Below are 21,381 nucleotides of genomic sequence, written 5' to 3'. Positions count from 1 at the left end.
TATCCGCCGTTTCCCAGCGGTATGAAGCCCAGGGTGGCAATCTGCTGAGCAGCAGATTCGCAAGATACGCAAAGAATCACAGAGGCACGCAGCCGGAGGTGCACGTCCCGTGGCGTCCAATGTCAATCCCACCGTCAGGCGACGCCGGTTGGGCCAGGAGCTGCGCCGGCTCCGCGAGCTCAAAGGCATGACCGCCGAAGAGGTGGCCGAGCGGCTCCTGGTCTCACAGTCGAAGATCAGCAGGCTCGAGAACGGGCGGCGCAGCATCAGCCAGCGCGACGTCCGCGACCTGTGCGGGGTCTACGAGGTCGAGGACCACCGCATCGTCGACTCGCTCATGCAAATGGCCAAGGACTCCCGCCAGCAGGGCTGGTGGCACTCCTTCGGCGACATCCCCTACAGCGTCTACATCGGACTGGAGACGGACGCGGCGAGCCTGCGCGTCTACGATCCGCAGGTCGTGCCCGGCCTGCTGCAGACCCGGGCGTACGCGGAGACGCTGATCACGGGCGCACTCCCGGAGACCATGCCGACCGACATCGACAAGCGGGTCCAGGTCCGTCTCCGCCGCCAGGAACGCATCGCGGCCCCGGACAACCCGCTGCGGCTGTGGACCGTGCTCGACGAGTCGGCGCTGCGCCGCGTCGTCGGGAGCCGGGCCGTCATGCGCGAACAGCTGGAGCACCTGGTCGAGCAGTCACAGCTACCCCATGTGACCGTGCAGGTCATTCCGTTCGACATGGGCGCGCACCCGGGTCTGAACGGCCAGTACGCGATTCTGGAGTTCCCGGACGCCGCGGATTCGAGCGTCGTCTACATCGAGGGCGTCACCAGTGACCTCTACCTGGAGAAGGCCAACGACGTGCAGAAGTACAGCGTGATGTACGAGCATCTGCGGGCACAGGCGCTGAATGTGGAACAATCCCGACAGTTCATCGCGAAGATCGCCCAGGAATACGCGCTCCAGGAAGCGGCCTAGGGAGATCCAAAAGGGGTCCAGAGGGACAGAATCCGCCCCGCGCGAGAAAAGTGCCGCACGGTACACCTTCGCCGCGGCGGGGCGGAAGGCCCCACTAGAATATGCCATCCGGTCGAGTGAATGGCCTCTTCGCGCACCGATGTTGGCTAGTAGCGTCGATCACGCCATCAAGCACCACGTTGGCGCAAACCGCTTCGCAGGAGCGGTGACAGCGATTCGACCACTGGCTAAACCGGAGCAAAAAATGGCAATTCACCAGGGCGGCACGAATTCCTGGACCAAGTCCTCTTATTCGACGGGGAACGGCGCGTGCGTCGAGGTCAAGTCCCCCCTCCTGCACGCGATCGCGGTGCGGGACTCGAAGGCCCCCGAGGGGCCCTCGATCGGCTTCGCCCCCGATTCATGGAACTCCTTCGTGACCGAGGTCGGCCGGGGCGCCTTCGACGCCGCCTGAGGCATCGGAGAGCTCCCCATCGCAGCACAGCACCAACTCAGCATCACAGCACCATTTCGGCACCAACAGAGCACTACCGCGGTACTGAAAGAGCCCTCTCGACTGGCCCGCCGTCCTGGCCGAGGGGGCTCGGCTTTTTCACCGGATCACCCGCGCAGCCGGTCCACGTACGTGTCGGTGCCGGGGATCGTCGGGATGAACGGCGCCACCAGCTCGACGCGGCCGAGGCCCGACTCGTGAACGGTCGCGTCCAGACCCGTGAAGTGGTCCTCCCAGCAGAGGGCCGGGTCCGCCTCCAGGAACCACAGCAGGGTGAGGCGGGTGTCGACGCCCTCGACCTGCTTCACGTACGACATGCGGTCGCCCGGCAGCGGCGTCGGGCGGAAGACCGTGACCATCGCCGCCGGTGAGCCGGCCAGCCGCTTCGGCAGGTGCCGCGAGCGCAGCCACTCCAGCAACTCGTCGCGCCGCTCGGGTCCTTCGGCGTCGATGACCTCCACGACCAGACCCCGGTAGGGGTGATCGAGGGCGTGGTAGTCGCGCGGTCCGGCCGCCCCGTCCCGGTACACGGTCGCCGCGTGGTCCTGGAACGCGGTGAAGACGTGCGTGCGGTCCTGGTAGACGCGCCCGTCCCGGTTGAGCCGCTTGTTGATGCCGACGGTCCACTTCATGTGGTCGTCGTAGCGGCCGTCGGTGATCCAGTACGTGGAGATGTAGCAGCCCGCGGTGACCGGCTGCGCGACCGCCGACTTCTCCGGGTACCGCAGAAGCTGGAGTTCCCGCGTGGCCACCCAGCGGCGCCCCGAGTTCATCCAGGGCATCGCCATCGCGCCGGCGTAGTAGTGGTCGTCCTCGTACCAGCGGTTGTACGCGTACTCATGGCCGGGGTGCGGCTCGACCATGGTGATCAGGGCGTGCCCGGGGCGCACCCCGTACGGGCCGACCGATGCCAGCTCCGCGTACACCTCACTCCTCGTGTCCTCGCTCACGACGCTCCCCTTCCTTCCTCCACCGGACGGGCCTACTCTGACGCCCCGTCAGAAGAACTGCCATAGCCGGGAGGCGACCGGATGCTCCTGAACGGAAAGACAGTGGTCGTGTCGGGGGTCGGGGCCGGGCTCGGCCACCAGGTCGCCGCGGCCGTGGTCCGCGACGGCGGCAACGCCGTACTCGGCGCGCGCACGGAGGCGAACCTCGCCAAGTCGGCCGCCGAGATCGACCCGGACGGCACGCACACCGCGTACGCGGCGACGGACATCACCGACGAGAGCCAGTGCGAGGCGCTCGCGGGGCTCGCGCGCGAGCGGTTCGGCGGGGTCGACGCCGTGGTCCATGTCGCCGCCTGGGACAGCTACTTCGGCGGCCTGGAGGACGCGGACTTCTCGACGTGGCAGCAGGTCATCGACGTGAACCTGCTGGGCACGCTGCGCATGACCCGGGCCTGTCTGCCGGCGCTCAAGGAGCGGGGCGGCTCCGTCGTCGTCATCGGCACACAGTCGGCCGTCGCCGCGCCCTCCCAGGTGTGGCAGGCGGCGTACGCGGCCTCGAAGGGGGCGCTGACCTCGGCCATGTACTCCATGGCCCGCGAGCTCGGCCCGCACCGCATCCGGGTCAACACCGTGCTGCCCGGCTGGATGTGGGGGCCGCCGGTCGAGGCGTACGTCCAGTTCACCGCGCACACCGAGGGCGTATCGCAGGACGAGGTCCTGGGGCGGCTCACCGAGCGGATGGCGCTGCCCGAACTGGCCACGGACGGGGACGTGGCGGACGCCGCCGTGTTCCTCGCCTCCGACCGGGCGCGCGCCATCACCGGCCAGTCGCTTCTGGTCAACGCGGGTGAGCTGATGCGGTAGTTCCGAGCCACCAGCCAGGATCCGACCGCACGGCACCCACCGCCGTGCGGTCCTTTTTGCCCCCATCTCTATTCACAGACATGAACACAGGTCAATAAGTAGAACGATTTTACTGTCCCTTGACCATCCGGTGCGTTGTCCTGGCCCTTCGGCTCCCCACACCATGAACGGCGTTCATAAGTAGGACCAGACCCCTGGAGGGGGCTCAATGAACAGTCTCGACTGGGCCGTGCTCATCGGCTACTTCGGCGTGATGATCGCGATCGGCGTCTGGTCCCACAAACGCGTGGACAACGTCTCCGACTTCTTCACCGCCGGCGGCAAGATGCCCTGGTGGCTGTCCGGCATCTCGCACCACATGTCCGGCTACAGCGCCGTCATGTTCACCGGATACGCCGGCATCGCGTACACCTACGGCGTGACGTCCTTCGTCACGTGGTCGTTCCCGATCGCGCTCGGCATCGCCATCGGCGCGAAGCTGTTCGCGCCGCGTGTCAACCGGCTGCGGTCACGGCTGCACGTGGCGTCGCCGCTCGAATACCTCAAGAACCGTTACAACCTGGGCACCCAGCAGGCGCTCGCCTGGTCCGGCATGCTCCTGAAGATCGTGGACGTGGCCGCCAAGTGGGCCGCCATCGCCACCCTGTTGTCCGTCTTCACCGGCATCTCCATCAATCAGGGCATCCTGATCACCGGCGTCATCACGGCGATCTACTGCACCATCGGCGGACTGTGGGCCGACGCGCTCACCGAGCTGGGGCAGTTCATCATCCAGCTCATCGCCGGTGTCGCCATGTTCGTCGCCGTCGTCTCCAAGCTCGGCCCGTTCGGCGGCATCTTCGGCGTCTGGGACGAGCCCGAGCTCGCGGGTCACGGCAAGCCGCTCGTCGGCCCGTACGGCACTGTGTTCCTGCTGGCGTTCCTCTTCATCAAGCTCTTCGAGTACAACGGCGGCATGCTCAACCAGGCCCAGCGCTACATGGCCACCGGCTCCGCCCGCGAGGCCACGCGCTCGGCCCGCCTCTCGGCGATCCTCTGGCTGGTCTGGCCCGTCGTCCTCTTCTTCCCCATGTGGGTGTCGCCGCTCCTGGTGCACGCGCAGAAGCCGGACGGTTCGGACTCGTACGGCCTGATGACCGAACAGCTCCTGCCGCACGGTCTGTTGGGCCTGGTCATCGTCGGCTTCTTCTCGCACACGATGGCCATGTGCTCCTCCGACGCGAACGCCATCGCCGCCGTCTTCACCCGTGACGTGGCGCCCGCGGTCTCGAAGAAGGCGAAGGAGCAGTGGGTCGGGAACAAGGGGCTGCTCGCCGCCCGCCTCACCACGGTGGTCTTCCTCGGTCTGTCCATGGCGGTGGCCACCCAGGTCAACTCGCCCACGTTCAAGGACATCATCACCGTCGTCATCAAGTGGGTCGCGGGCCTGATGGGCCCGATCGCGATCCCGATGATGCTGGGTCTGCTGCGCACCTTCCGCAAGTCCGGCCCCACGGCGGCGCTCACCAGCTGGGCCGCGGGTCTGCTCGCCTTCTGGCTGGTCAACTACCCGATCAGCTGGAACGTCGAGGGCGGGGTGCCGCTCGAGTACCAGGTGTCGATCCCGCTGGCCGTCTCGCTCGTGCTCTACATCCTCATCGGCTACCTCAAGCCGGAGGACACCCCGGAGCGGGACGCGCTCATCGAGCGCATCAACACGGACGACGACGGGTCCACCGGAGCGGCGGCGGTTCCCGCGCCGGCGGAGCCGCAGGACGGGGCGGTCGGCTCGCAGCCGCCCGGCCGGCTCTCGTAGCGCTTGTTCCTCACCGGGCGCCGGGCGGGCTGATCACAGCCTGTCCGGCGCTTCGGCGTTCACGCCCGCGGATAGCGGGCCAGCCACCCCGGCGACGAGGCCGCGGGGCTGTGCAGGGCGGGCCCCTGCGTCATCTCCATCGCGAAGTCGTCGGCGAGCTCCAGGACCGTGGGGCGGCCCTCCAGCTCGGTCACCCAGCCCGGCGGCAGCGCGGTCTCCCCGTGCAGCGCGCCGAGCAGGCCCCCGCACAGCGCCCCGGTCGCCTCGGACGGGCCGCCGTGGTTCACCGCGAGACACAGTCCGTGCCGTATGTCCTCGCCCACGAGGGCGCAGTACACCGCCACGGCGAGCACGCCCTCCGCGAGCCCGTCACCCACGAGTTCGTCGACACGGGCGGCCGACGGCATGCCCTGGCGGACCGCGCCGAGCGCGTGCTTGAGCGCGTCCGTGACCGGCTGGTGCCCCGGGCGCGCGGCCAGCAGGACGAGGGCGCGCTGCACGGCGCCGTCGAGGCTCTCGCCGCGCGCGAGTCCGTGCACCACGACCGCGTACGCACCCGCGCAGAGGTAGGCCGCGGGGGCGCCGTGCGTCTGGACCGCGCACTCGGCGGCGAGCTGGAAGACGAGCTGCGGCTCCCAGCCGACGAGCAGCCCGAACGGGGCCGAGCGGGCCGCCGCCGCGGACCCGGCGGCGGCCACGTTCTTCGGCTTGTCCAGGGTCCCCATGACGTCGTTGCCGAGTCCGAGGAGGCAGTCGCGGGACGGGCCGCGGCGCGAGTACAGCCACTCCTCGCGGGCCAGCCAGCCGTCCTCCTTGCGCCGCTCGTCCGGGCCCCAGTCACGCTGGGTCGCCGCCCAGCGGAGATAGGCGCGGTGCACGTCGGTCGGGGGATGCCAGGCGCCCGTGTCGCGCCGCACCTGCGCCCTTATCAGGCCGTCCACCGTGAAGAGCGCCTGCTGGGTCGCGGCGGTGACGGCGCCTCGGCGCCCGTACGCGGGAGCGAGGTCCGTCAGTCCCTGGGGACCGTGCGCGGCCCTGACCTCCTCCAGGGAGAGCTCGGCGAGCGGCGCCCCGAGGGCGTCGCCGAGCGCGGCCCCGATGAGCGTGCCACGGACCCGGCTGCGGAAATCCTGCTGCTCGGCGCGGCCCCATACGGCCGATGAGGGTCCCCCCTGCTTGGGGGTCAGTGGGGCTGCCACGGGGAGCTCTCCCCTCCGGGTCTCGTTACGCGTGCGACGACTGCGCAGCACTGTAATCGACGGGGCGTACGCGGTTGAGAGCCGAAGCGGCACAGGCGAAGTCGCCCTTGAGGCCAATTCACCCGCTTTTCTTCCGCAAACCGGACGATGTCCCGGGACGCGGCCCGGGGACCTGCGGTGCGCCGCCGCTCACGTCCGTCGGATGTGCGACGTTCACCGTGCGTTGGCTCACGCATCGCCGGACACCCGGAACATCCGCGTCATGACGCAGATGACTCGTGTCAGGGCCTCCTCGTACGCCCTGGCCGCCGCGCTCCTCGTGGGCCTCTCCGCACCCGTCGCCGCCGCGCGCCCCGCCTCTCACGGGCACAGCTCGCAGCACCGCATCCCGTTCACGGCGGCGACCGTGACGGCGTCCGAGGACGGCTCCTCCTACACGGTCGAGTGGAAGGCACCCCGTGTCCGGCACGTGGCGGTCCGCGCGGGCGGCCGCATCGTCGCCTCCGGCGGCTCGTCCGGCAAGGTCACCGTGCGCGGCCTGCCCGCCGCCGACCGCCAGTGGTTCGACCTGGTCCCCGACCGGGGCCAGGGCCTGCATCTCGCCGACCGCGAGATACGCCTCGACGGCGCGGTCAACTTCCGTGACGCGGGCGGCTACCGCACCACCGACGGGCACTGGGTGCGGATGGGCGAGATCTACCGCACCGCGTCCCTGGACAAGCTCACGGACAGCGACCTGGCGAAGCTGAAGCGCCTCGGCATCTCCGTGGACTACGACCTGCGTACGCAGCAGGAGCGCACCTCCGCGCCCGACCGCGTCCCCGCCGGCTCCCGCTACGTCGTCGCGGACGTGCTCGGCGACCTCGGGGGCCTGTCCGCCCTGCCCGCGTCGCCGGAGGCCTCCGCCCAGCTGATGGTGGACGCGGAGAAGACCATGGTCTCCGCCCCGACCGCGCAGCAGGCCTACACCACGGTCCTCCACGGCATCGCGGACGCCGACGGCGCGAACGCGCTGTTCCACTGCACGGCCGGCAAGGACCGCACGGGCTGGGCGAACGCCACGCTCCTGACCGCGCTCGGCGTGCCGCGCGACACGGTGATGGACGACTACCTGGCCAGCAACACGTACCGCGCGAAGGAGAACGCGGCGACGCTCGCCGCGATGCCGCCCGCGCAGGCCGCCGTGTACAAGCCGATGCTGGACGTCCGCCCCGAGTACCTGAACTCGGGCTTCCAGGAGGTGACGAGCCGATACGGCACGTTCGACCGCTACCTGGACAAGGCCCTCGGCCTCAGCCACCGCGACGTACGCGACCTGCGCGAGGACCTGCTGGTCGGCTGACGGAGTCCCCTCCGCGTTCAGGCCCTCGTTCGGGACACACATCCCGAACGAGGGCCTCCGCATGCCCTGTTACAGGCTTGGGACGTACGTACTCCGGGGCGCGTACAACGTTTTCCTTCGGCGGCCCGTCTTTCTTCACGTAACCAAGAACACCCCCACAGGACACCAAGAAGGATGGGAACAGTGCGCCGCACACTCGTCACAGCCCTCGCCGTCACCGCGCTCGCCGTGCCGCTCGGCCTCGTATCCGCCGCCGGTACCGCCGCCGCTGCCACACCCGTTCCGCCTCGCGTCCCCGCCACCGACTTCAATCACGACGGGTACCAGGACCTCGTGCTCGGGGCGCCGGGCGCGACCGTGTCCGGCAAGGAGAACGCCGGGGCCGTCTCCGTGGTCTACGGCGGGAAGAACGGGCCGGACATCGCGCACGCCAAGGTCTTCACCCGCTCCACCACCGGGATACCCGGGGCCGCCGAGGAGGGCGGCTACTTCGGGGAGCGCGTCACCAGCGGAGACCTCGACGGGGACTCGTACACCGACCTCGTCGTCGCCGGGCTCGGCGGCGCGCCGAGCGTCGTGCTGTGGGGTTCGGCAGCCGGGCTGAGCGGGCAGGGCAGTGTCGCGCTGCCCACGTCGACCGGGATGTTCGCCGTCGGCGACTTCAACGGCGACGGGCACCGCGACCTCGTCACCGACGACTACCCGCGCAGCGACGACCCGGACGACGACGCCGCCGGGATGACCATCTCCTACGGCCCCTTCGACCGCGCGAGCGGCAAGCCGGCGAGCCAGGACTCCATCGCCACCAGCCAGACCTTCGGGCCCGCCGACATCGTCGTCGGCGACATGACCGGGGACGGCGCCGACGACATCGTGACGAGCCACGGCTTCGAGGAGTCGGCGTACGCCAGCAAGTTCTGGAAGGGCGGCAAGTCCGGTGTCAGCCACACCGCGAAGTCGCTGACGTCGTCGTTCCGCGGTGCCGTCGGCGACGTCGACGGTGACGGGTACGGCGACCTCGTCGTCCACGACATCGGCGACAACTACGAGGACATCCCGTACGAGAAGGGCACCCTCCTCGTCATGTACGGGACCGCGGACGGGCCGTCCACGACCCGCACGAAGACCATCACGCAGGACACGGCCGGCGTGCCCGGGGTCGGCGAGAGCGGCGACATGTTCGGCACCGACATCTCCGCCGGTGACGTGAACGGCGACGGCTACGCGGACATCGCCGTCGGCGTGCCCGGCGAGGCCATCGGCAACATCAAGGACGCCGGCAGCGTCGTCCTGCTCAAGGGCGGCCGCGGCGGCCTGTCCGGCACCGGCTCGCAGGCCTTCAACCAGTCCACGACCGCGGTGCCCGGCGCCTCGGAGACGGGCGACGGCTTCGGCCAGAAGGTCCTCCTGTCCGACCTGAACGGCGACGGCAAGGCGGACCTGACGGCCACCGCTCCCCTTGAGGACGGCACGTACGCCGACTCCGGCGCCGCCTGGGTGCTGCGCGGGGCCACCGGCGGGCTCACCACGAGCGGCATCACGTCGTTCGGCGCCGCCGCCGTCCATGTCCCCGAGAAGAACGCCCAGTTGGGGCAGGACCTCATCGGACACTGACGGACGGGGGTGGGTGAGCCCATGGGTTCACCCACCCCCTCGCGCGTGATCCCGCTCAGTCCCCCAGTACCGGCAGCAGTTCCGGCAGGTGGCCGTCCGAGGCCGTCGCCGCGTGCTGCCGCTCCGGCGGGACCTCCCCGTACAGCGTCGTGCGCGGCTTCGCCGGGCGGCCCGCTTCCTCCGCGAGCGTGACGAGGTCCTTGATGGAGCGGTACGAGCCGTAACTGGAGCCCGCCATACGGGAGATGGTCTCCTCCATCAGCGTGCCGCCGAGGTCGTTCGCCCCCGAGCGCAGCATCTCCGCGGCGCCCTCCGTGCCCAGCTTCACCCAGCTCGTCTGGATGTTCGGGATGTGGGGATGCAGGAGGACGCGCGCCATGGCGGTGACGGCCCTGTTGTCGCGGGTCGTCGGGCCCGGACGCGCGATGCCCGCCAGATAGACCGGCGCGTTGGTGTGGATGAACGGGAGCGTCACGAACTCCGTGAAACCGCCCACGTTCTTGGACAGGGCGGCCTGCTGGATGCCGGCCAGCGTGCGGAAGTGGCCGAGCCAGTGGCGGGGCTGGTCCACATGCCCGTACATCATCGTCGACGACGAGCGGATGCCCAGCTCGTGGGCCGTCGTGATGACCTCGATCCACGTCGCCGTGGGGAGCTTGCCCTTGGTGAGGACCCAGCGGACCTCGTCGTCGAGGATCTCGGCCGCCGTGCCGGGGATGGAGTCGAGGCCGGCCTCCTTCGCCGCGGTGAGCCAGTCCCGGATCGACATGCCCGTGCGCGTCGCGCCGTTCACCACCTCCATCGGGGAGAACGCGTGCACGTGCATACCGGGGACGCGCTCCTTCACCGCCTTCGCGATGTCGAAGTAGGCCGTGCCCGGCAGGTCGGGGTGGATGCCGCCCTGCATGCACACCTCGACCGCGCCCACGTCCCACGCCTGCTCGGCCCGGTCGGCGACCTGGGAGAGCGAGAGCGTGTACGCGTCCGCGTCCGTGCGGCGCTGCGCGAAGGCGCAGAAACGGCAGCCGGTGTAGCAGACGTTCGTGAAGTTGATGTTCCTCGTGACGATGTACGTGACGTCGTCGCCGTTGACCGTCTTGCGGATGTCGTCCGCGACGCGGCAGAGGGCGTCGAGCGCCGGGCCGTCCGCGTGCAGCAGGGCGAGCGCCTCGTCGTCGGTGAGTTTCGTCGGGTCGTCGGCCGCCGTCGCGAGCGCGGCGCGCACGTCACCGTCGATGCGCTGCGGGACCATGCCGGGCGCGGCCTGCTCGCGCAGCGCCTCCCAGTCGCCGTACACGTCGTCGAAGTCGTCACGCCGGTCGGACGTGCGGCCCGTCGTGTCGATGGTGCGGTGCAGGTCCGTGCGGCCGGTGGCCGTGAACCCCTCGTCGGGCTCCTGCCAGGGCAGGCCCTCGGGGCGCGCGTCCTCGTCGGCGAGGCCGGTGTCGGCACAGGCGAGGGCCCGTACGTGCGGCAGGAGACGCGGGTCGAGCCACGGCTCGCCGCGCTCGATGAACTCCGGGTAGATCGTCAGGCGTTCGCGCAGCTCGAAGCCCGCCTCGCCCGTCTTCGCGGCGAGCTCGTCGATGTGCGGCCAGGGGCGCTCGGGGTTCACATGGTCCGGGGTCAGCGGCGACACTCCGCCCCAGTCGTCGATGCCGGCGCCGATCAGGAGCGCGTACTCCTCGTCGACCAGGTTCGGCGGGGCCTGGATGCGGGCGGAGGGGCCGAGGATGTGGCGGGCGACCGCGACGCACGCGGCGAGCTCCTCCAGCTCGGCGTCCGGCATGCCGCGCATCGCCGTGTCCGGCTTGGCCCGGAAGTTCTGGACGATGACTTCCTGGATGCCGTGGTAGCTGCGCTGGATGCGGCGCAGCTGGAAGAGGGAGTCGGCGCGCTCCTCGTAGGACTCGCCGATGCCGATGAGGACGCCGGTGGTGAACGGGACGTTCGACCGGCCCGCGTCCTCCAGGACCCGCAGCCGGACGGCGGGTTCCTTGTCGGGCGAGCCGTGGTGCGGGCCGCCCGGCTCGGACCACAGGCGCGTCGCCGTCGTCTCCAGCATCATGCCCATGGACGGCGCGACCGGCTTGAGGCGCTGGAGATCGGTCCATGTCATGACGCCGGGGTTGAGGTGCGGGAGCAGTCCCGTCTCCTCCAGAACCCGGATCGCCATGGCGCGCACATAGGCGAGCGTGTCGTCGTACCCGTGCGCGTCCAGCCACTCGCGGGCCTCGGGCCAGCGGTCCTCGGGCCGGTCGCCGAGCGTGAACAGCGCCTCCTTGCAGCCCATCTCGGCGCCGCGGCGGGCGATGTCGAGGACCTCGTCCGGCGACAGGTACATCCCGTGGCCGTCCCGGCGCAGCTTGCCGGGGACGGTCACGAACGTGCAGTAGTGGCATTTGTCCCGGCACAGCCGGGTCAGCGGGATGAAGACCTTCTTCGAGTATGTGATGACGCCCGGGCGGCCCGCGGCCTTCAGGCCCGCGTCGCGCACGCGCGCGGCGGATGCCGTCAGGTCCCGCAGGTCGTCGCCGCGGGCCTGGAGCAGGACCGCCGCCTCGGCCGTGTCGAGGGCAACGCCGTCGCGGGACCGCTTCAACGCGCGGCGCATCGCGTTGGCAGTGGGTCGTACAGCCTCCGGATCAGTCATGCTCCCGAGGATACGAGCGCCCACCGGCGACGTCTGCGCCGCGCTGACGTGCGCGGGATCACGCGGCGTACACGTTTCACCTGCGCCCGCCGCCCGTCCTGAAGAGACTGCCTACAGGTACTGCCCGTATTCGTCGAGGATCTTGAGGACCGATGTCTCGTCCGCCGGGGGCAGTTGGAGGACGACCTCGTCGATGCCGAGCTCCGCGTAGTGCGCGAGCTTGCCCGGGCTCGGCAGGACCGCGTACGGGACGACGTGCAGGTCCGCCGGGTCGCGGCCCGCCTCCTCCCAGCCGGCCCGCAGCACGGGCATCGACTCGGTCAGGCCGCGCCCGCCGATGGGCAGCCAGCCGTCGGCGTACTCCGTGATGTGCGCGAACAGCTTCGGGCCCGCCGCTCCCCCGATCAGCGTGCGGGGCGCGCCGCCCACCGGCTTCGGGTAGGCGTGGCTGGCCCGCACCGACACCCCGAACTCACCGTCGTACGCGGTCGGTTCCTGCGCCCACAGGGCCCGCATGAGCCCCATCCGCTCCCGGCCGAGCTCGCGCCGCGTGCGCCATTCGACGCCGTGGTCGGCGGCCTCCTCGACGTTCCAGCCGAAGCCGAGGCCGAGCGTGAAACGGCCGCCGGAGAGGTGGTCGAGGGTGGCGATCTGCTTCGCCAGGTCGATGGGGTCGTGCTGGGCGATCAGCGTGATGCCGGTGCCGAGCCCGAGCCGCTCGGTGACGGCGGCGACCTGCCCGAGCGCGACGAACGGGTCGAGGGTGCGGCCGTACTCGGCGGGCAGGTCGCCCCCGGCCGGATACGGCGTCGCCCGCTCCACCGGAATGTGTGTGTGCTCGGGCAGATACAGCCCGGCGAACCCGCGTTGCTCCAGCTCACGTGCGAGCCGCACGGGCGTGATGGTCTCGTCGGTCAGGAAAATCGTGGTCGAGATCCGCATGGGGCATTACTACCGGCCCGCCCCCCAGGAGTCCATGGACTCCCCGGGCGGACAGACGTAAGACTCCGATCCCCTTCCCTTACAGGGGAGTTCACGGCTCAATACCAGAGTTGCATGGACCACCCACGTCACAGACGGAACGTCACAGGACCCTGGGAGCCGCAGCATGTGCGAGGACGACCACACCACGACCGGCATGGGCAGACGCGCGCTGTTCGTGACGGGAGCGGCCACCGCGCTTACGTTGAGCAGTGTGAGCTTCGCGAGCGCGGCCGACGGCCGCACACCGGCGGACGGAACGAAGGCTACGAAGACGACGCAGACCGTGAAGGGGACGCTGCCGCCCGGCGCGCCCGACTTCGTGTACGTGCCGGTCGAGGTGCCGCGCGGGGTCCGCGAGATCCACGTCTCGTACACCTACACGAAGGCGACCGTCCCGGCCGGCACGCAGAACAACGCCCTGGACATCGGGGTGTTCGACGAACGGGGCACCGAACTCGGCGGGAAGGGCTTCCGCGGCTGGTCGGGCGGCGCGCGCACCGAGTTCTTCGTACGGGCGGACGACGCGACGCCCGGCTACATCCCGGGGCCGGTCCGCGCGGGCACCTGGCACATCGCGCTCGGCCCGTACACAGTGGCGCCCGAGGGCCTCCCGTACGAGCTGACCGTCACGCTCACGTACGGCGAGCAGGGTCGGACGCCTCACCCGGTGTACCCGCCCTCGCGCGCCAAGGGCCGGGGCCGTGCCTGGTACCGCGGGGACTGCCACCTCCACTCGTGGTTCTCGGACGGCAGGCGCACGCCCGCCGAGATCGCGGCGCTCGCGCGCGCGGCGGGCCTGGACTTCATCAACTCGTCCGACCACAACACGCACTCGTCGCACGCCCACTGGGCCGACCAGGCGGGCGACGACCTGCTCATCATGCTGGGCGAGGAGATCACGACCCGTAACGGGCACGTGGTGGCGCTCGGCACGGACCCGGGCACGTTCGTCGACTGGCGCTACCGCGCCCGCGACAACCGCTTCGGCACGTACGCGCGCGAGGTCCGCCGGGCCGGCGGCCTGGTCGTGCCGGCGCATCCGCACGCCACCTGCATCGGCTGCAACTGGAAGTTCGGCTTCGGTGAGGCGGACGCCGTCGAGGTGTGGAACGGCCCGTACACGGCGGACGACGAGATCTCCCTGGCCGACTGGGACAACACGCTGGTGGCGGCCGCGCGCGGTTCGCGTCGGTGGATCCCCGCGATGGGCAACAGCGACGCCCATCGCGACCCGGACCGCATCGGCGGCCCGCAGACGGTGGTCCTCGCCGACGACCTGACCCGGGAGGCCATCCAGGCGGGCATCAAGGCGGGCCGCTCGTACGTCGCCGAGTCGAAGTCCGTGGAGCTGACGTTCACGGCGTCCGGCTCGCGCGGCGAGCACGCGGGCATCGGCGAGCGCCTCCACGTGGACCCCGACGCGCCGGTCACCGTCCGCCTGGAGGTCAAGGGCGCCCCGGGCTGCACGCTCCACGTGGTCACGGACCAGGGCACGCTGTTCACCGCGCCGGCGCTCCCCGAGTCCGGGTCGGGCACGGCCGAGTGGCGCACGACGGCGTCGTACGCGGCCTATGTACGGGCCGAGGTCCGGCACGCGCCGACCGTCCCGGGCCTGCCGGCGCTCACGGCGTTCACGAACCCGGTGTTCCTCGGCACGTAAGGCCCAGAGGGGCTAGAAGACTCATGAAGATCTTGGGTTCTGGCCCCGCCGCGTGAGCGGCGGGGCCAGACTGTTTGTTGTGGTGATGGGGGAATGGGCCGGGGAGACGATCGGGCCGGATGTATGGGAGACCTGCCGGGATTTGATCCCGGCAGGGAGTGTGTTCGCGTTCCTGGCCGAGCATCGCAGCGCGCTGTTCGAAGCGGAGATGTTTGCGGACATGTACCCGTCGGCGAACGGGCGGCCGAGCATGCCGCCGCAGATCCTGGCCGCTTCGATCACGCTACAGGCCCTGCACGGGCTTTCGGACTTCGAGACGGTCCAGGAGCTGCGGTGCGACCTGCGGTGGAAGGCCGCCTGTGGACTGGGCCTTCATGACATGGCGTTCGATCCGTCGTTGCTGGCCTACTTCCGCCGCCGGCTGGCCCGTTCCGCCCGGCCGAACCGGGTATTCGAGGCTGTGCGTGAGGTCGTGAAGGCCACCGGTGTCCTCAAGGGCAAGCACCGCCGGGCGCTGGATTCCACTGTGCTGGACGACGCGGTGGCCACCCAGGACACCGTCACCCAGATCATCGCCGCCATCCGGGCGGTGATCCGGGAAGTCCCCGGGGCCGGCGAGGTGGCAGCCGTGCAGTGCACCGCGCACGACTACAACGACCCGGGCAAGCCGAGGATCGCCTGGAACGACGAGCAGGCCCGTGCCGACCTGGTCGACGCCCTGGTCGGTGACGCACTGCGGCTGCTGGGCCATCTGCCCGAGCAGCAGCTCGACGAGAAGGCCGCGAACGCGGTCGGCATCCTGGCCCTGGTCGCAGGTCAGGACGTGGAGCCCGCCGAGGACTCCGACGGCCGCGACGGGCGCTGGCGCATCACCCAGGGCACCGCACCAAACCGGATGGTCTCCACTGTCGACCCCGAAGCCCGGCACGTGCACAAGACCCGCACCCACCAACAGGATGGCTTCAAGGCCCACCTCGCCATGGAGCCCGAGACCGGGTTATACACCGCCGTCGCCCTGCGGCCCGGAGCCGGTCCCGAGCACCACGAGGCGATGGTCGGAATCGACCTGCTCACCGACGAGGACGAGCCCGTTGACGCCTTCGGTGACACCGCCTACTCCACCGGCGACGCCCGCCACAGCCTCGAAACTGCCGGTCACCGGCTGTTCCTCAAACCCGCACCACTGCGGCCCGCCGTCCCTGGCGGCTTCACCCTCGACGACTTCATCATCGACACCGGCGCCGCCACCGTGACCTGCCCCGCCGGACACACCGTCCCTTTATCCGCTCCCGCCGGGCAGCACCACCAGCGCAAAGCCTCGTTCAAGGACGTGTGCGCCGGATGCCCCCTTCGTGAGCGGTGCACCAAGGCCAAGGCCGGGCGGATCCTGACCATCCGTCCGCACCACGACCTGCTCGCCGCCGCTCGCCACCAGACCGCCACCGATCCCGACTGGCAGGCTGACTACCGGCGCTGGAGACCACCAGTCGAACGCGCCGTCGCCTGGCTCGTCCACCACAACAACCGCAAACTCCGCTACCGCGGCACCATCAAGAACGACGCCTGGCTCCACACCCGAGCAGCCGCCCTCAACCTCCGCCGACTGATCAACCTCGGACTCACCCGAACCAACGGAACCTGGCACCTCACCCCGGTCAATACATAGCCGGAGGGGCCGCCCGGCCTGCGGCCGGACAACCCCTCAGCAAGATCTTCATGAGTCTTCTAGGGCGTGTCTTCGACGACCAGCACCGGCGTCTCCCGCGTCAGCACCTCGCCGCGGAAGAACGCCGGGCTGCGCCGCCCCATCACGAGCATGATCACGAAGCCGACGAGCAGCAGGCCGACACCGATCACGAAGACGGAGCCGACGCCGAGGACGGAGGAGCCGCTGCCGTACGCCGGGTTCCACATGTCGACGAGGGTCTTCACGAACACGGCGGACAGCAGGACGCCGCCGAGGACCGGGAAGAGGGCCTTGAAGAAGAAGTCCCGGGGCGAGCGCAGCAGCTCGGAGCGGAAGTACCAGGCGCAGGCGAACGCCGTGAGCGCGTAGTAGAAGCAGATCATGAGGCCGAGCGCGTAGATCGTGTCGACGAGGACGTGCTCGGAGACCAGCGTCATGACCGTGTAGAACACGCCGGTGGCGACGCCCGCGGTGACCGTGGCGCGGCCCGGGGTCTTGAAGCGCGGGTGGACGCGGGCGTAGGAGGCGGGCAGCGCCTCGTACGTCGCCATGGCGAGGACCGTGCGGGCGACCGGGATGAACGTGGTCTGCAGGCTGGCCGCGGCAGAGGCGAGGACGGCGACGAAGAGCAGGATGCCGAGGGTGGGGCCCATGACAGGGCCGGCGAGGGCGGCGAAGACGTTGTCGGACGTCGCGGGGTTGGCGAGACCGAGGCCCTTGCCGCCGGAGCCGACGACCATCTGGGCGGCGACGCCGGTGGCGAGGTAGGAGCCGACGAGGACGACCATCGCGATGAGGGCGGCGCGGCCGGGCGTCTTCTCGCTGCCGATGGTCTCCTCGTTCGCGGTGAGGCAGGTGTCCCAGCCCCAGTACATGAAGATCGACAGGGACAGGCCCGCGGTGAACGCGCCGAACGACTTCACCGAGAACGGGTCGAGCCACGTCCAGGAGAACGGCACGGACGTGGGGAAGTCCGCCGATCCCGCCTTGACGACGGCCATCACGACGAACACGGCGAGCACGACGAGCTGGAGGCCGACCAGGGTGAACTGAACGCCCTTCGTCGCCGTCATGCCGCGGTAGCTGATCGCGGTCGCCGCGGCGATCAGGGCGAGACAGGTGACGATGTGGACGGCCTTGTTGTCGTCCAGGGCGCCGATGGACGTGTTGCCGGTGATCTCGCCCGCGAGGAGCCAGAAGTACGACGTCGCGACGCCGGCCAGGTTGGACAGCACGATGATCGTCGCGATGACGAGGCCCCAGCCGCACATCCAGCCCACGCGCGGGCCGAAGGCCTTCACGGTCCACGTGAAGGACGTGCCGCAGTCCGGCATGGCCTTGTTCAGCTCGCGGTACGCGAAGGCGACGAGCAGCATCGGCAGGAACCCGGCCAGGAACACGGCGGGCATCTGGAGGCCGACCTCACCGGAGGTGGAGCCGAGCGTCGAGGTCAGGCAGTAGACGGGCGCCACGGTCGAGACACCGATGACCGCGCTGCCGACCAGCCCGACGGAGTTCCCGCCGAGGCCCTTGCTGCGGACGCCCCCGTCGGGGGCGCCGCCTGCCGTGTCGTGGGCAGCTTCTGTCGGCCGCGCGTCCAGCTGAGTCATGAACAGGACGTTAAATGCTGCGGTTTCCGCATAAGGGGGACAAGAGATGAAACCGGCCACCTTTGAATCGATGGCCGATTCACGCAACCATCCCACACCCTCAAGGCATCTTCAGGTTAACCCCATTCATCGGAAGGAATCACCGACGACGTCCGATATTCGGTAATCGCAGCAGCGCCCGATTTGCCGGGTTCAAAATTTTCCGTGTGATGTTTCCGGCGGTTACCCCGCCGTCCCCCCGCAACCCCCATCCCGTCACCCCTGCCACACGATCGACTGGAGCTCGCTGTAGGCGTGCAGGGCGTACGAGCCCACGTCCCGGCCCACCCCGCTCTGCTTGAAGCCGCCGAAAGGCGCCTCCATGTTCCGGCCGACCGTGTTCACGCCGACCCCGCCGGCCCGCAGCCGCCGAGCCACCCGGAACGCCCGCGCCACGTCCCCCGACCACACGTAGTCGATGAGCCCGTACTCGCTGTCGTTGGCGAGGGCCACCCCCTCCTCCTCGTCGTCGAAGGGCACGACCACCACGACCGGGCCGAAGATCTCCTCCCGCACGACCCGCATGTCGTTCGTGCAGTCCGCGAGAAGCGTCGGGGCGACGTAGAAACCCTTGTCGAGAGCGGGCCGCTCGCCGCCCGCGACGACCCGCGCCCCTTCCTTGCGGCCCAGCTCGACGTACGACTCGACGCGGTCGCGGTGCGCCGCCGAGATCACCGGCCCGACGACCGTCCCCCGCGCCCTCGGATCGCCGACCTTCATGTAGCCGACGTACGCGGCCAGCTTCGAGACGAGCGCGTCGTACACCCCGCGCTGTGCGATCACCCGCGTCGGCGCCGTGCAGATCTGCCCGCTGTAGAAGGCGTACGTCGTGCCGATCCCCGAGACCGCCGAGGCGAGGCCCGCCTCGTCCAGGTCGTCGAAGACGAGCGCCGCGCCCTTTCCGCCCAGCTCCATCAGCTGCCGCTTCATGCCGCGCCCGCACACCTCGCCGATGCGCCGGCCGACCGCGGTGGAGCCGGTGAAGCTGACCATGTCGACGTCCGGCGAGTCGACGGCCGCCTCGCCCACGTCCACAGCCGTCCCGCTGACCACGTTCACCACACCGCGCGGCGCCCCCGCCTCCTCGAGAGCGGCCGCCATCCGGTACACCGACAGCGGGTCCTGCGGGGCAGGCTTCACGACGACCGTGTTCCCCATGGCGAGCGCGGGGGCGACCTTGCCGGCCGGGTTCGCCCACGGGTTGTTGTACGACGTGATGCAGGTGACGACGCCGACGGGCTGCCGTACGGCGAGCGCCCCGAGCACGCCCGCCTTCCCCATGGGCCCCGCCTCGTTGATCTGCGGCGGCAGCCCCTGCTCGACCGGTTCGAGCGCGCCCTTCGCATAGCGGCGGAACCGCGCCACCCCCACCGCGACCTGCATCCCGCGCGCGGTCCCGCTCGTCGCGCCGCTCTCCGCCTGCGCCAGCTCCGCGTTCGCCGCGAAGTCGCGCTGCATCACGTCGGCGGCCCGGTCGAGGATCGCGGCGCGCTCCTCCGGCTTCGTACGCGACCACGAGGCGAAGGCCTCGCGGGCCGCCGACGCCGCGTCGTGGACCTGTGCGCGGGACGCCTCGGGGGCGAGCCCGACGACCTCCTCCGACGCGGGGTCGACGACCTCGTAGTGCCCGCCGTCCGGCTCGGTCCACTCGCCGCCGATGAACAGCCTCTGCGCGTCCGTCATTCGGCCCCCTCCGAGGTCTCGCTCGCAGCGCCCCGAGCCGCCCGCTTGTCCGGCCGGGGGCCCGGGGGTTGTCCCCCGGGAACATGCAGCGTGCTCACCGTCCTGGTGTCACGTCCGGACCGCAGCACGGTGCCGGGCACGGCCCCCGTCACGACGTCCTCCCGGATGACCTCGACGCCGTTGACCCACACGGCGTTGATGCCGATCGCCTTCGAGTCGAGGCGCGGGCTGTCGCCGGGCAGGTCGTGGACGAGGGTGGCCTTGCCCGCGTCGATCCGCTCGGGGTCGAACAGGACGAGGTCCGCGTGCCAGCCCTCCTCGATCCGGCCGCGGTCACGCAGCCCGAAGAGCCGCGCCGGATCGTCGGTGAGCATCTTCACCGCCTCCTCGATCCCGGCCAGCTTCCGCCCGCGCAGACAGTCCCCGAGGAAGCGCGTCGTGTACGGCGCCCCGCACATCCGGTCCAGGTGAGCCCCCGCGTCGGACCCGCCGAGCAGCACGTCCTCGTGGCTCCAGGTCTCGGCGCGCAGGGCCCACGAGTCCGGGTCGTTGTCGCTGGGCATGGGCCAAAGGACCGTCCGCAGGCGGTCGTTGGCGCAGATCTCGACGATGCACTCGAAGGGCTCCTGCCCGCGCTCGGCCGCGATGTCGTTCACCACGCGCCCGGTCAGGCCCTCGTTCGCCTCCGAGTACGTGTCCCCGATGACGTACCGCCCGAAGTGGGCGAGCCGCCGGAAGACGCCGGCCTCCTTGCTGTCCGCGCGCCGCAGCATCTCGGCGCGCACGTCCGGGTCGCGGAGCTTCGCGATCCGCTCGTCGACGGGCAGGTTCAGGACCTCGCCCCAGCCGGGGATGAGGTTCAGGGCGCAGAACGTGCCGAGCGACATGTTCATGGGGGTCAGGATCGGCATGGTCAGCGCGACGATCCGGCCGCCCGCCTTGCGGGCCCGCTCGCTGGGGATCAACTGGCGCGGCACCCGTTCGGGGACGGCCGCGTCGATGGTGAGGACGTTCCAGTTCAGGGGCCGCCCGGCGGCCGCGCTCATCTCGACGAACAGGTCGATCTCGGCGTCGCTGAACTGGTCGAGGCACCCGGCGACGATCGCCTCGATCTGGGTGCCCTCGTGCTCGGCGACGGCGCGGCTCAGCGCGAGCAGTTCCTCGGGCCGCGCGTGCCGTGACGCGACCGGCTGCCCGTCACCGTCCGAGTGCGTGGACGACTGGGTGGTGGAGAACCCCCACGCGCCCGCGTCCATCGCCTCGTGGAACAGGGTGAGCATCTGCTCCAGCTGCTCGGGCGTCGGCTGCCCGCCGACCGCGTCCGCGCCCATCACGTACCGGCGCAGGGCACAGTGCCCGACCATGAAGCCGGCGTTGACGGCGATCCGCCCGTCGAGGGCGTCGAGATACTCACCGAACGAGTTCCACGTCCAGGGCGCGCCCTCCTCCAGCGCGACCAGCGACATGCCCTCGACCTTGGACATCATCCGGCGCGTGTAGTCGGCGTCCTCGGGCCGCTCCGGGTGCAGCGGGGCGAGCGTGAAGCCGCAGTTGCCGCCCGCGACGGTCGTCACCCCGTGGTTCAGGGACGGCGTCGCGTACGGGTCCCAGAACAGCTGGGCGTCGTAGTGGGTGTGCGGGTCGACGAAGCCGGGGGCGAGGATCCGCCCGCGTGCGTCCTCACTGCCCGCGGCGGGCTCGGTCACGGCCCCCGGCTCGGCGATGACGGCGATACGCCCGTCGCGTATCCCCACGTCGGCGACGTAGGCGGGGGCTCCCGTCCCGTCGACTACGGTCGCTCCTTTGATCAGGTGGTCGAGCACGAGGTC

Annotated in this window: 14 protein-coding genes and 1 pseudogene; 8 read left to right on the top strand and 7 right to left on the bottom strand. The window is 70.5% G+C overall.

The genetic code is table 11. The features are described from left to right. Positions 1–109 precede the first annotated feature (109 nt). Positions 110–979 (top strand): helix-turn-helix transcriptional regulator, encoded by an 870-nt coding sequence (locus tag OG456_RS20770; RefSeq protein WP_266563152.1) that lies wholly within the window; start codon positions 110–112, stop codon positions 977–979. 244 nt (positions 980–1,223) lie between these two features. Beyond that, entirely contained in the window at positions 1,224–1,433 is a 210-nt protein-coding gene (locus OG456_RS20765; RefSeq protein WP_100596076.1) for a DUF397 domain-containing protein, read from the top strand. 146 nt (positions 1,434–1,579) lie between these two features. On the opposite strand, the gene OG456_RS20760 is transcribed toward OG456_RS20765, so the two are convergent. Continuing rightward, positions 1,580–2,422, bottom strand: coding sequence for a hypothetical protein (locus OG456_RS20760; protein ID WP_266563148.1), 843 nt, complete (start codon positions 2,420–2,422; stop codon positions 1,580–1,582). A gap of 81 nt (positions 2,423–2,503) precedes the next feature. Between OG456_RS20760 and OG456_RS20755 the strand changes: the two genes are divergently transcribed. Further along, complete coding sequence (locus tag OG456_RS20755) at positions 2,504–3,286, top strand: SDR family oxidoreductase (RefSeq protein ID WP_227295319.1); 783 nt, start codon at positions 2,504–2,506, stop codon at positions 3,284–3,286. 208 nt (positions 3,287–3,494) lie between these two features. Next, entirely contained in the window at positions 3,495–5,081 is a 1,587-nt protein-coding gene (locus OG456_RS20750; protein ID WP_266563144.1) for a sodium:solute symporter family protein, read from the top strand. A 59-nt stretch (positions 5,082–5,140) separates the two neighbouring features. On the opposite strand, the gene OG456_RS20745 is transcribed toward OG456_RS20750, so the two are convergent. Beyond that, positions 5,141–6,280: an ADP-ribosylglycohydrolase family protein gene (locus OG456_RS20745; RefSeq protein ID WP_266563142.1), complete on the bottom strand. Its 1,140-nt coding sequence runs from the start codon at positions 6,278–6,280 to the stop codon at positions 5,141–5,143. Between the two features lie 262 nt (positions 6,281–6,542). Here OG456_RS20745 and OG456_RS20740 point away from each other — a divergent pair, with 262 nt between their 5' ends. Continuing rightward, positions 6,543–7,622, top strand: coding sequence for a tyrosine-protein phosphatase (locus OG456_RS20740; protein WP_266563140.1), 1,080 nt, complete (start codon positions 6,543–6,545; stop codon positions 7,620–7,622). Between the two features lie 174 nt (positions 7,623–7,796). Next, positions 7,797–9,236 (top strand): FG-GAP-like repeat-containing protein, encoded by a 1,440-nt coding sequence (locus OG456_RS20735; RefSeq protein WP_266563138.1) that lies wholly within the window; start codon positions 7,797–7,799, stop codon positions 9,234–9,236. Positions 9,237–9,291: 55 nt separating this feature from the next. Here the strand turns inward: OG456_RS20735 and OG456_RS20730 are convergent, their stop codons facing one another. Beyond that, a complete protein-coding gene (locus OG456_RS20730; protein ID WP_266563136.1) occupies positions 9,292–11,889 on the bottom strand; it encodes a bifunctional FO biosynthesis protein CofGH in 2,598 nt (865 codons plus the stop codon). Positions 11,890–12,000: 111 nt separating this feature from the next. After that, a complete protein-coding gene (locus tag OG456_RS20725; protein WP_266563134.1) occupies positions 12,001–12,831 on the bottom strand; it encodes an LLM class F420-dependent oxidoreductase in 831 nt (276 codons plus the stop codon). Between the two features lie 166 nt (positions 12,832–12,997). On the opposite strand from OG456_RS20725, the gene OG456_RS20720 reads away from it, so the two are divergent. Together OG456_RS20720 and OG456_RS20715 are read left to right on the top strand one after the other, a co-directional pair. After that, complete coding sequence (locus tag OG456_RS20720) at positions 12,998–14,533, top strand: CehA/McbA family metallohydrolase (RefSeq protein WP_266563132.1); 1,536 nt, start codon at positions 12,998–13,000, stop codon at positions 14,531–14,533. An 85-nt stretch (positions 14,534–14,618) separates the two neighbouring features. Beyond that, positions 14,619–16,199, top strand: coding sequence for an IS1182 family transposase (locus tag OG456_RS20715; protein WP_266557237.1), 1,581 nt, complete (start codon positions 14,619–14,621; stop codon positions 16,197–16,199). A 59-nt stretch (positions 16,200–16,258) separates the two neighbouring features. Here the strand turns inward: OG456_RS20715 and OG456_RS20710 are convergent, their stop codons facing one another. The 3 genes and pseudogenes from OG456_RS20710 to OG456_RS20700 all read right to left on the bottom strand — a co-directional run. Then, positions 16,259–17,830, bottom strand: a complete 1,572-nt coding sequence (locus OG456_RS20710; protein ID WP_266563130.1) for an APC family permease — start codon at positions 17,828–17,830, stop codon at positions 16,259–16,261. Between the two features lie 255 nt (positions 17,831–18,085). After that, positions 18,086–19,552, bottom strand: coding sequence for an aldehyde dehydrogenase family protein (locus OG456_RS20705; RefSeq protein WP_266563128.1), 1,467 nt, complete (start codon positions 19,550–19,552; stop codon positions 18,086–18,088). An 89-nt stretch (positions 19,553–19,641) separates the two neighbouring features. Then, a pseudogene (locus OG456_RS20700) lies at positions 19,642–21,375 on the bottom strand (amidohydrolase family protein); the annotation flags it as partial. Positions 21,376–21,381: the final 6 nt, after the last annotated feature.

This window comes from Streptomyces sp. NBC_01446 (genome assembly GCF_026340095.1).
GTDB lineage: Bacteria > Actinomycetota > Actinomycetes > Streptomycetales > Streptomycetaceae > Streptomyces > Streptomyces aureus.
Note: the sequence above shows the minus strand (reverse complement) of the source record. Positions and strands in the feature narration are given on the sequence as shown.

Bases quoted from the DNA above. Each gene is read 5' to 3' on its own strand.
- OG456_RS20715 (WP_266557237.1), top strand. From the start codon at position 14,619: ATGGGGGAATGGGCCGGGGAGACGATCGGGCCGGATGTATGGGAGACC.
- OG456_RS20765 (WP_100596076.1), top strand. From the start codon at position 1,224: ATGGCAATTCACCAGGGCGGCACGAATTCCTGGACCAAGTCCTCTTAT.
- OG456_RS20750 (WP_266563144.1), top strand. From the start codon at position 3,495: ATGAACAGTCTCGACTGGGCCGTGCTCATCGGCTACTTCGGCGTGATG.
- OG456_RS20755 (WP_227295319.1), top strand. From the start codon at position 2,504: ATGCTCCTGAACGGAAAGACAGTGGTCGTGTCGGGGGTCGGGGCCGGG.
- OG456_RS20730 (WP_266563136.1), bottom strand. From the start codon at position 11,889: ATGACTGATCCGGAGGCTGTACGACCCACTGCCAACGCGATGCGCCGC.
- OG456_RS20735 (WP_266563138.1), top strand. From the start codon at position 7,797: ATGGGAACAGTGCGCCGCACACTCGTCACAGCCCTCGCCGTCACCGCG.
- OG456_RS20725 (WP_266563134.1), bottom strand. From the start codon at position 12,831: ATGCGGATCTCGACCACGATTTTCCTGACCGACGAGACCATCACGCCC.
- OG456_RS20720 (WP_266563132.1), top strand. From the start codon at position 12,998: ATGTGCGAGGACGACCACACCACGACCGGCATGGGCAGACGCGCGCTG.
- OG456_RS20740 (WP_266563140.1), top strand. From the start codon at position 6,543: ATGACGCAGATGACTCGTGTCAGGGCCTCCTCGTACGCCCTGGCCGCC.
- OG456_RS20705 (WP_266563128.1), bottom strand. From the start codon at position 19,552: ATGACGGACGCGCAGAGGCTGTTCATCGGCGGCGAGTGGACCGAGCCG.
- OG456_RS20710 (WP_266563130.1), bottom strand. From the start codon at position 17,830: ATGACTCAGCTGGACGCGCGGCCGACAGAAGCTGCCCACGACACGGCA.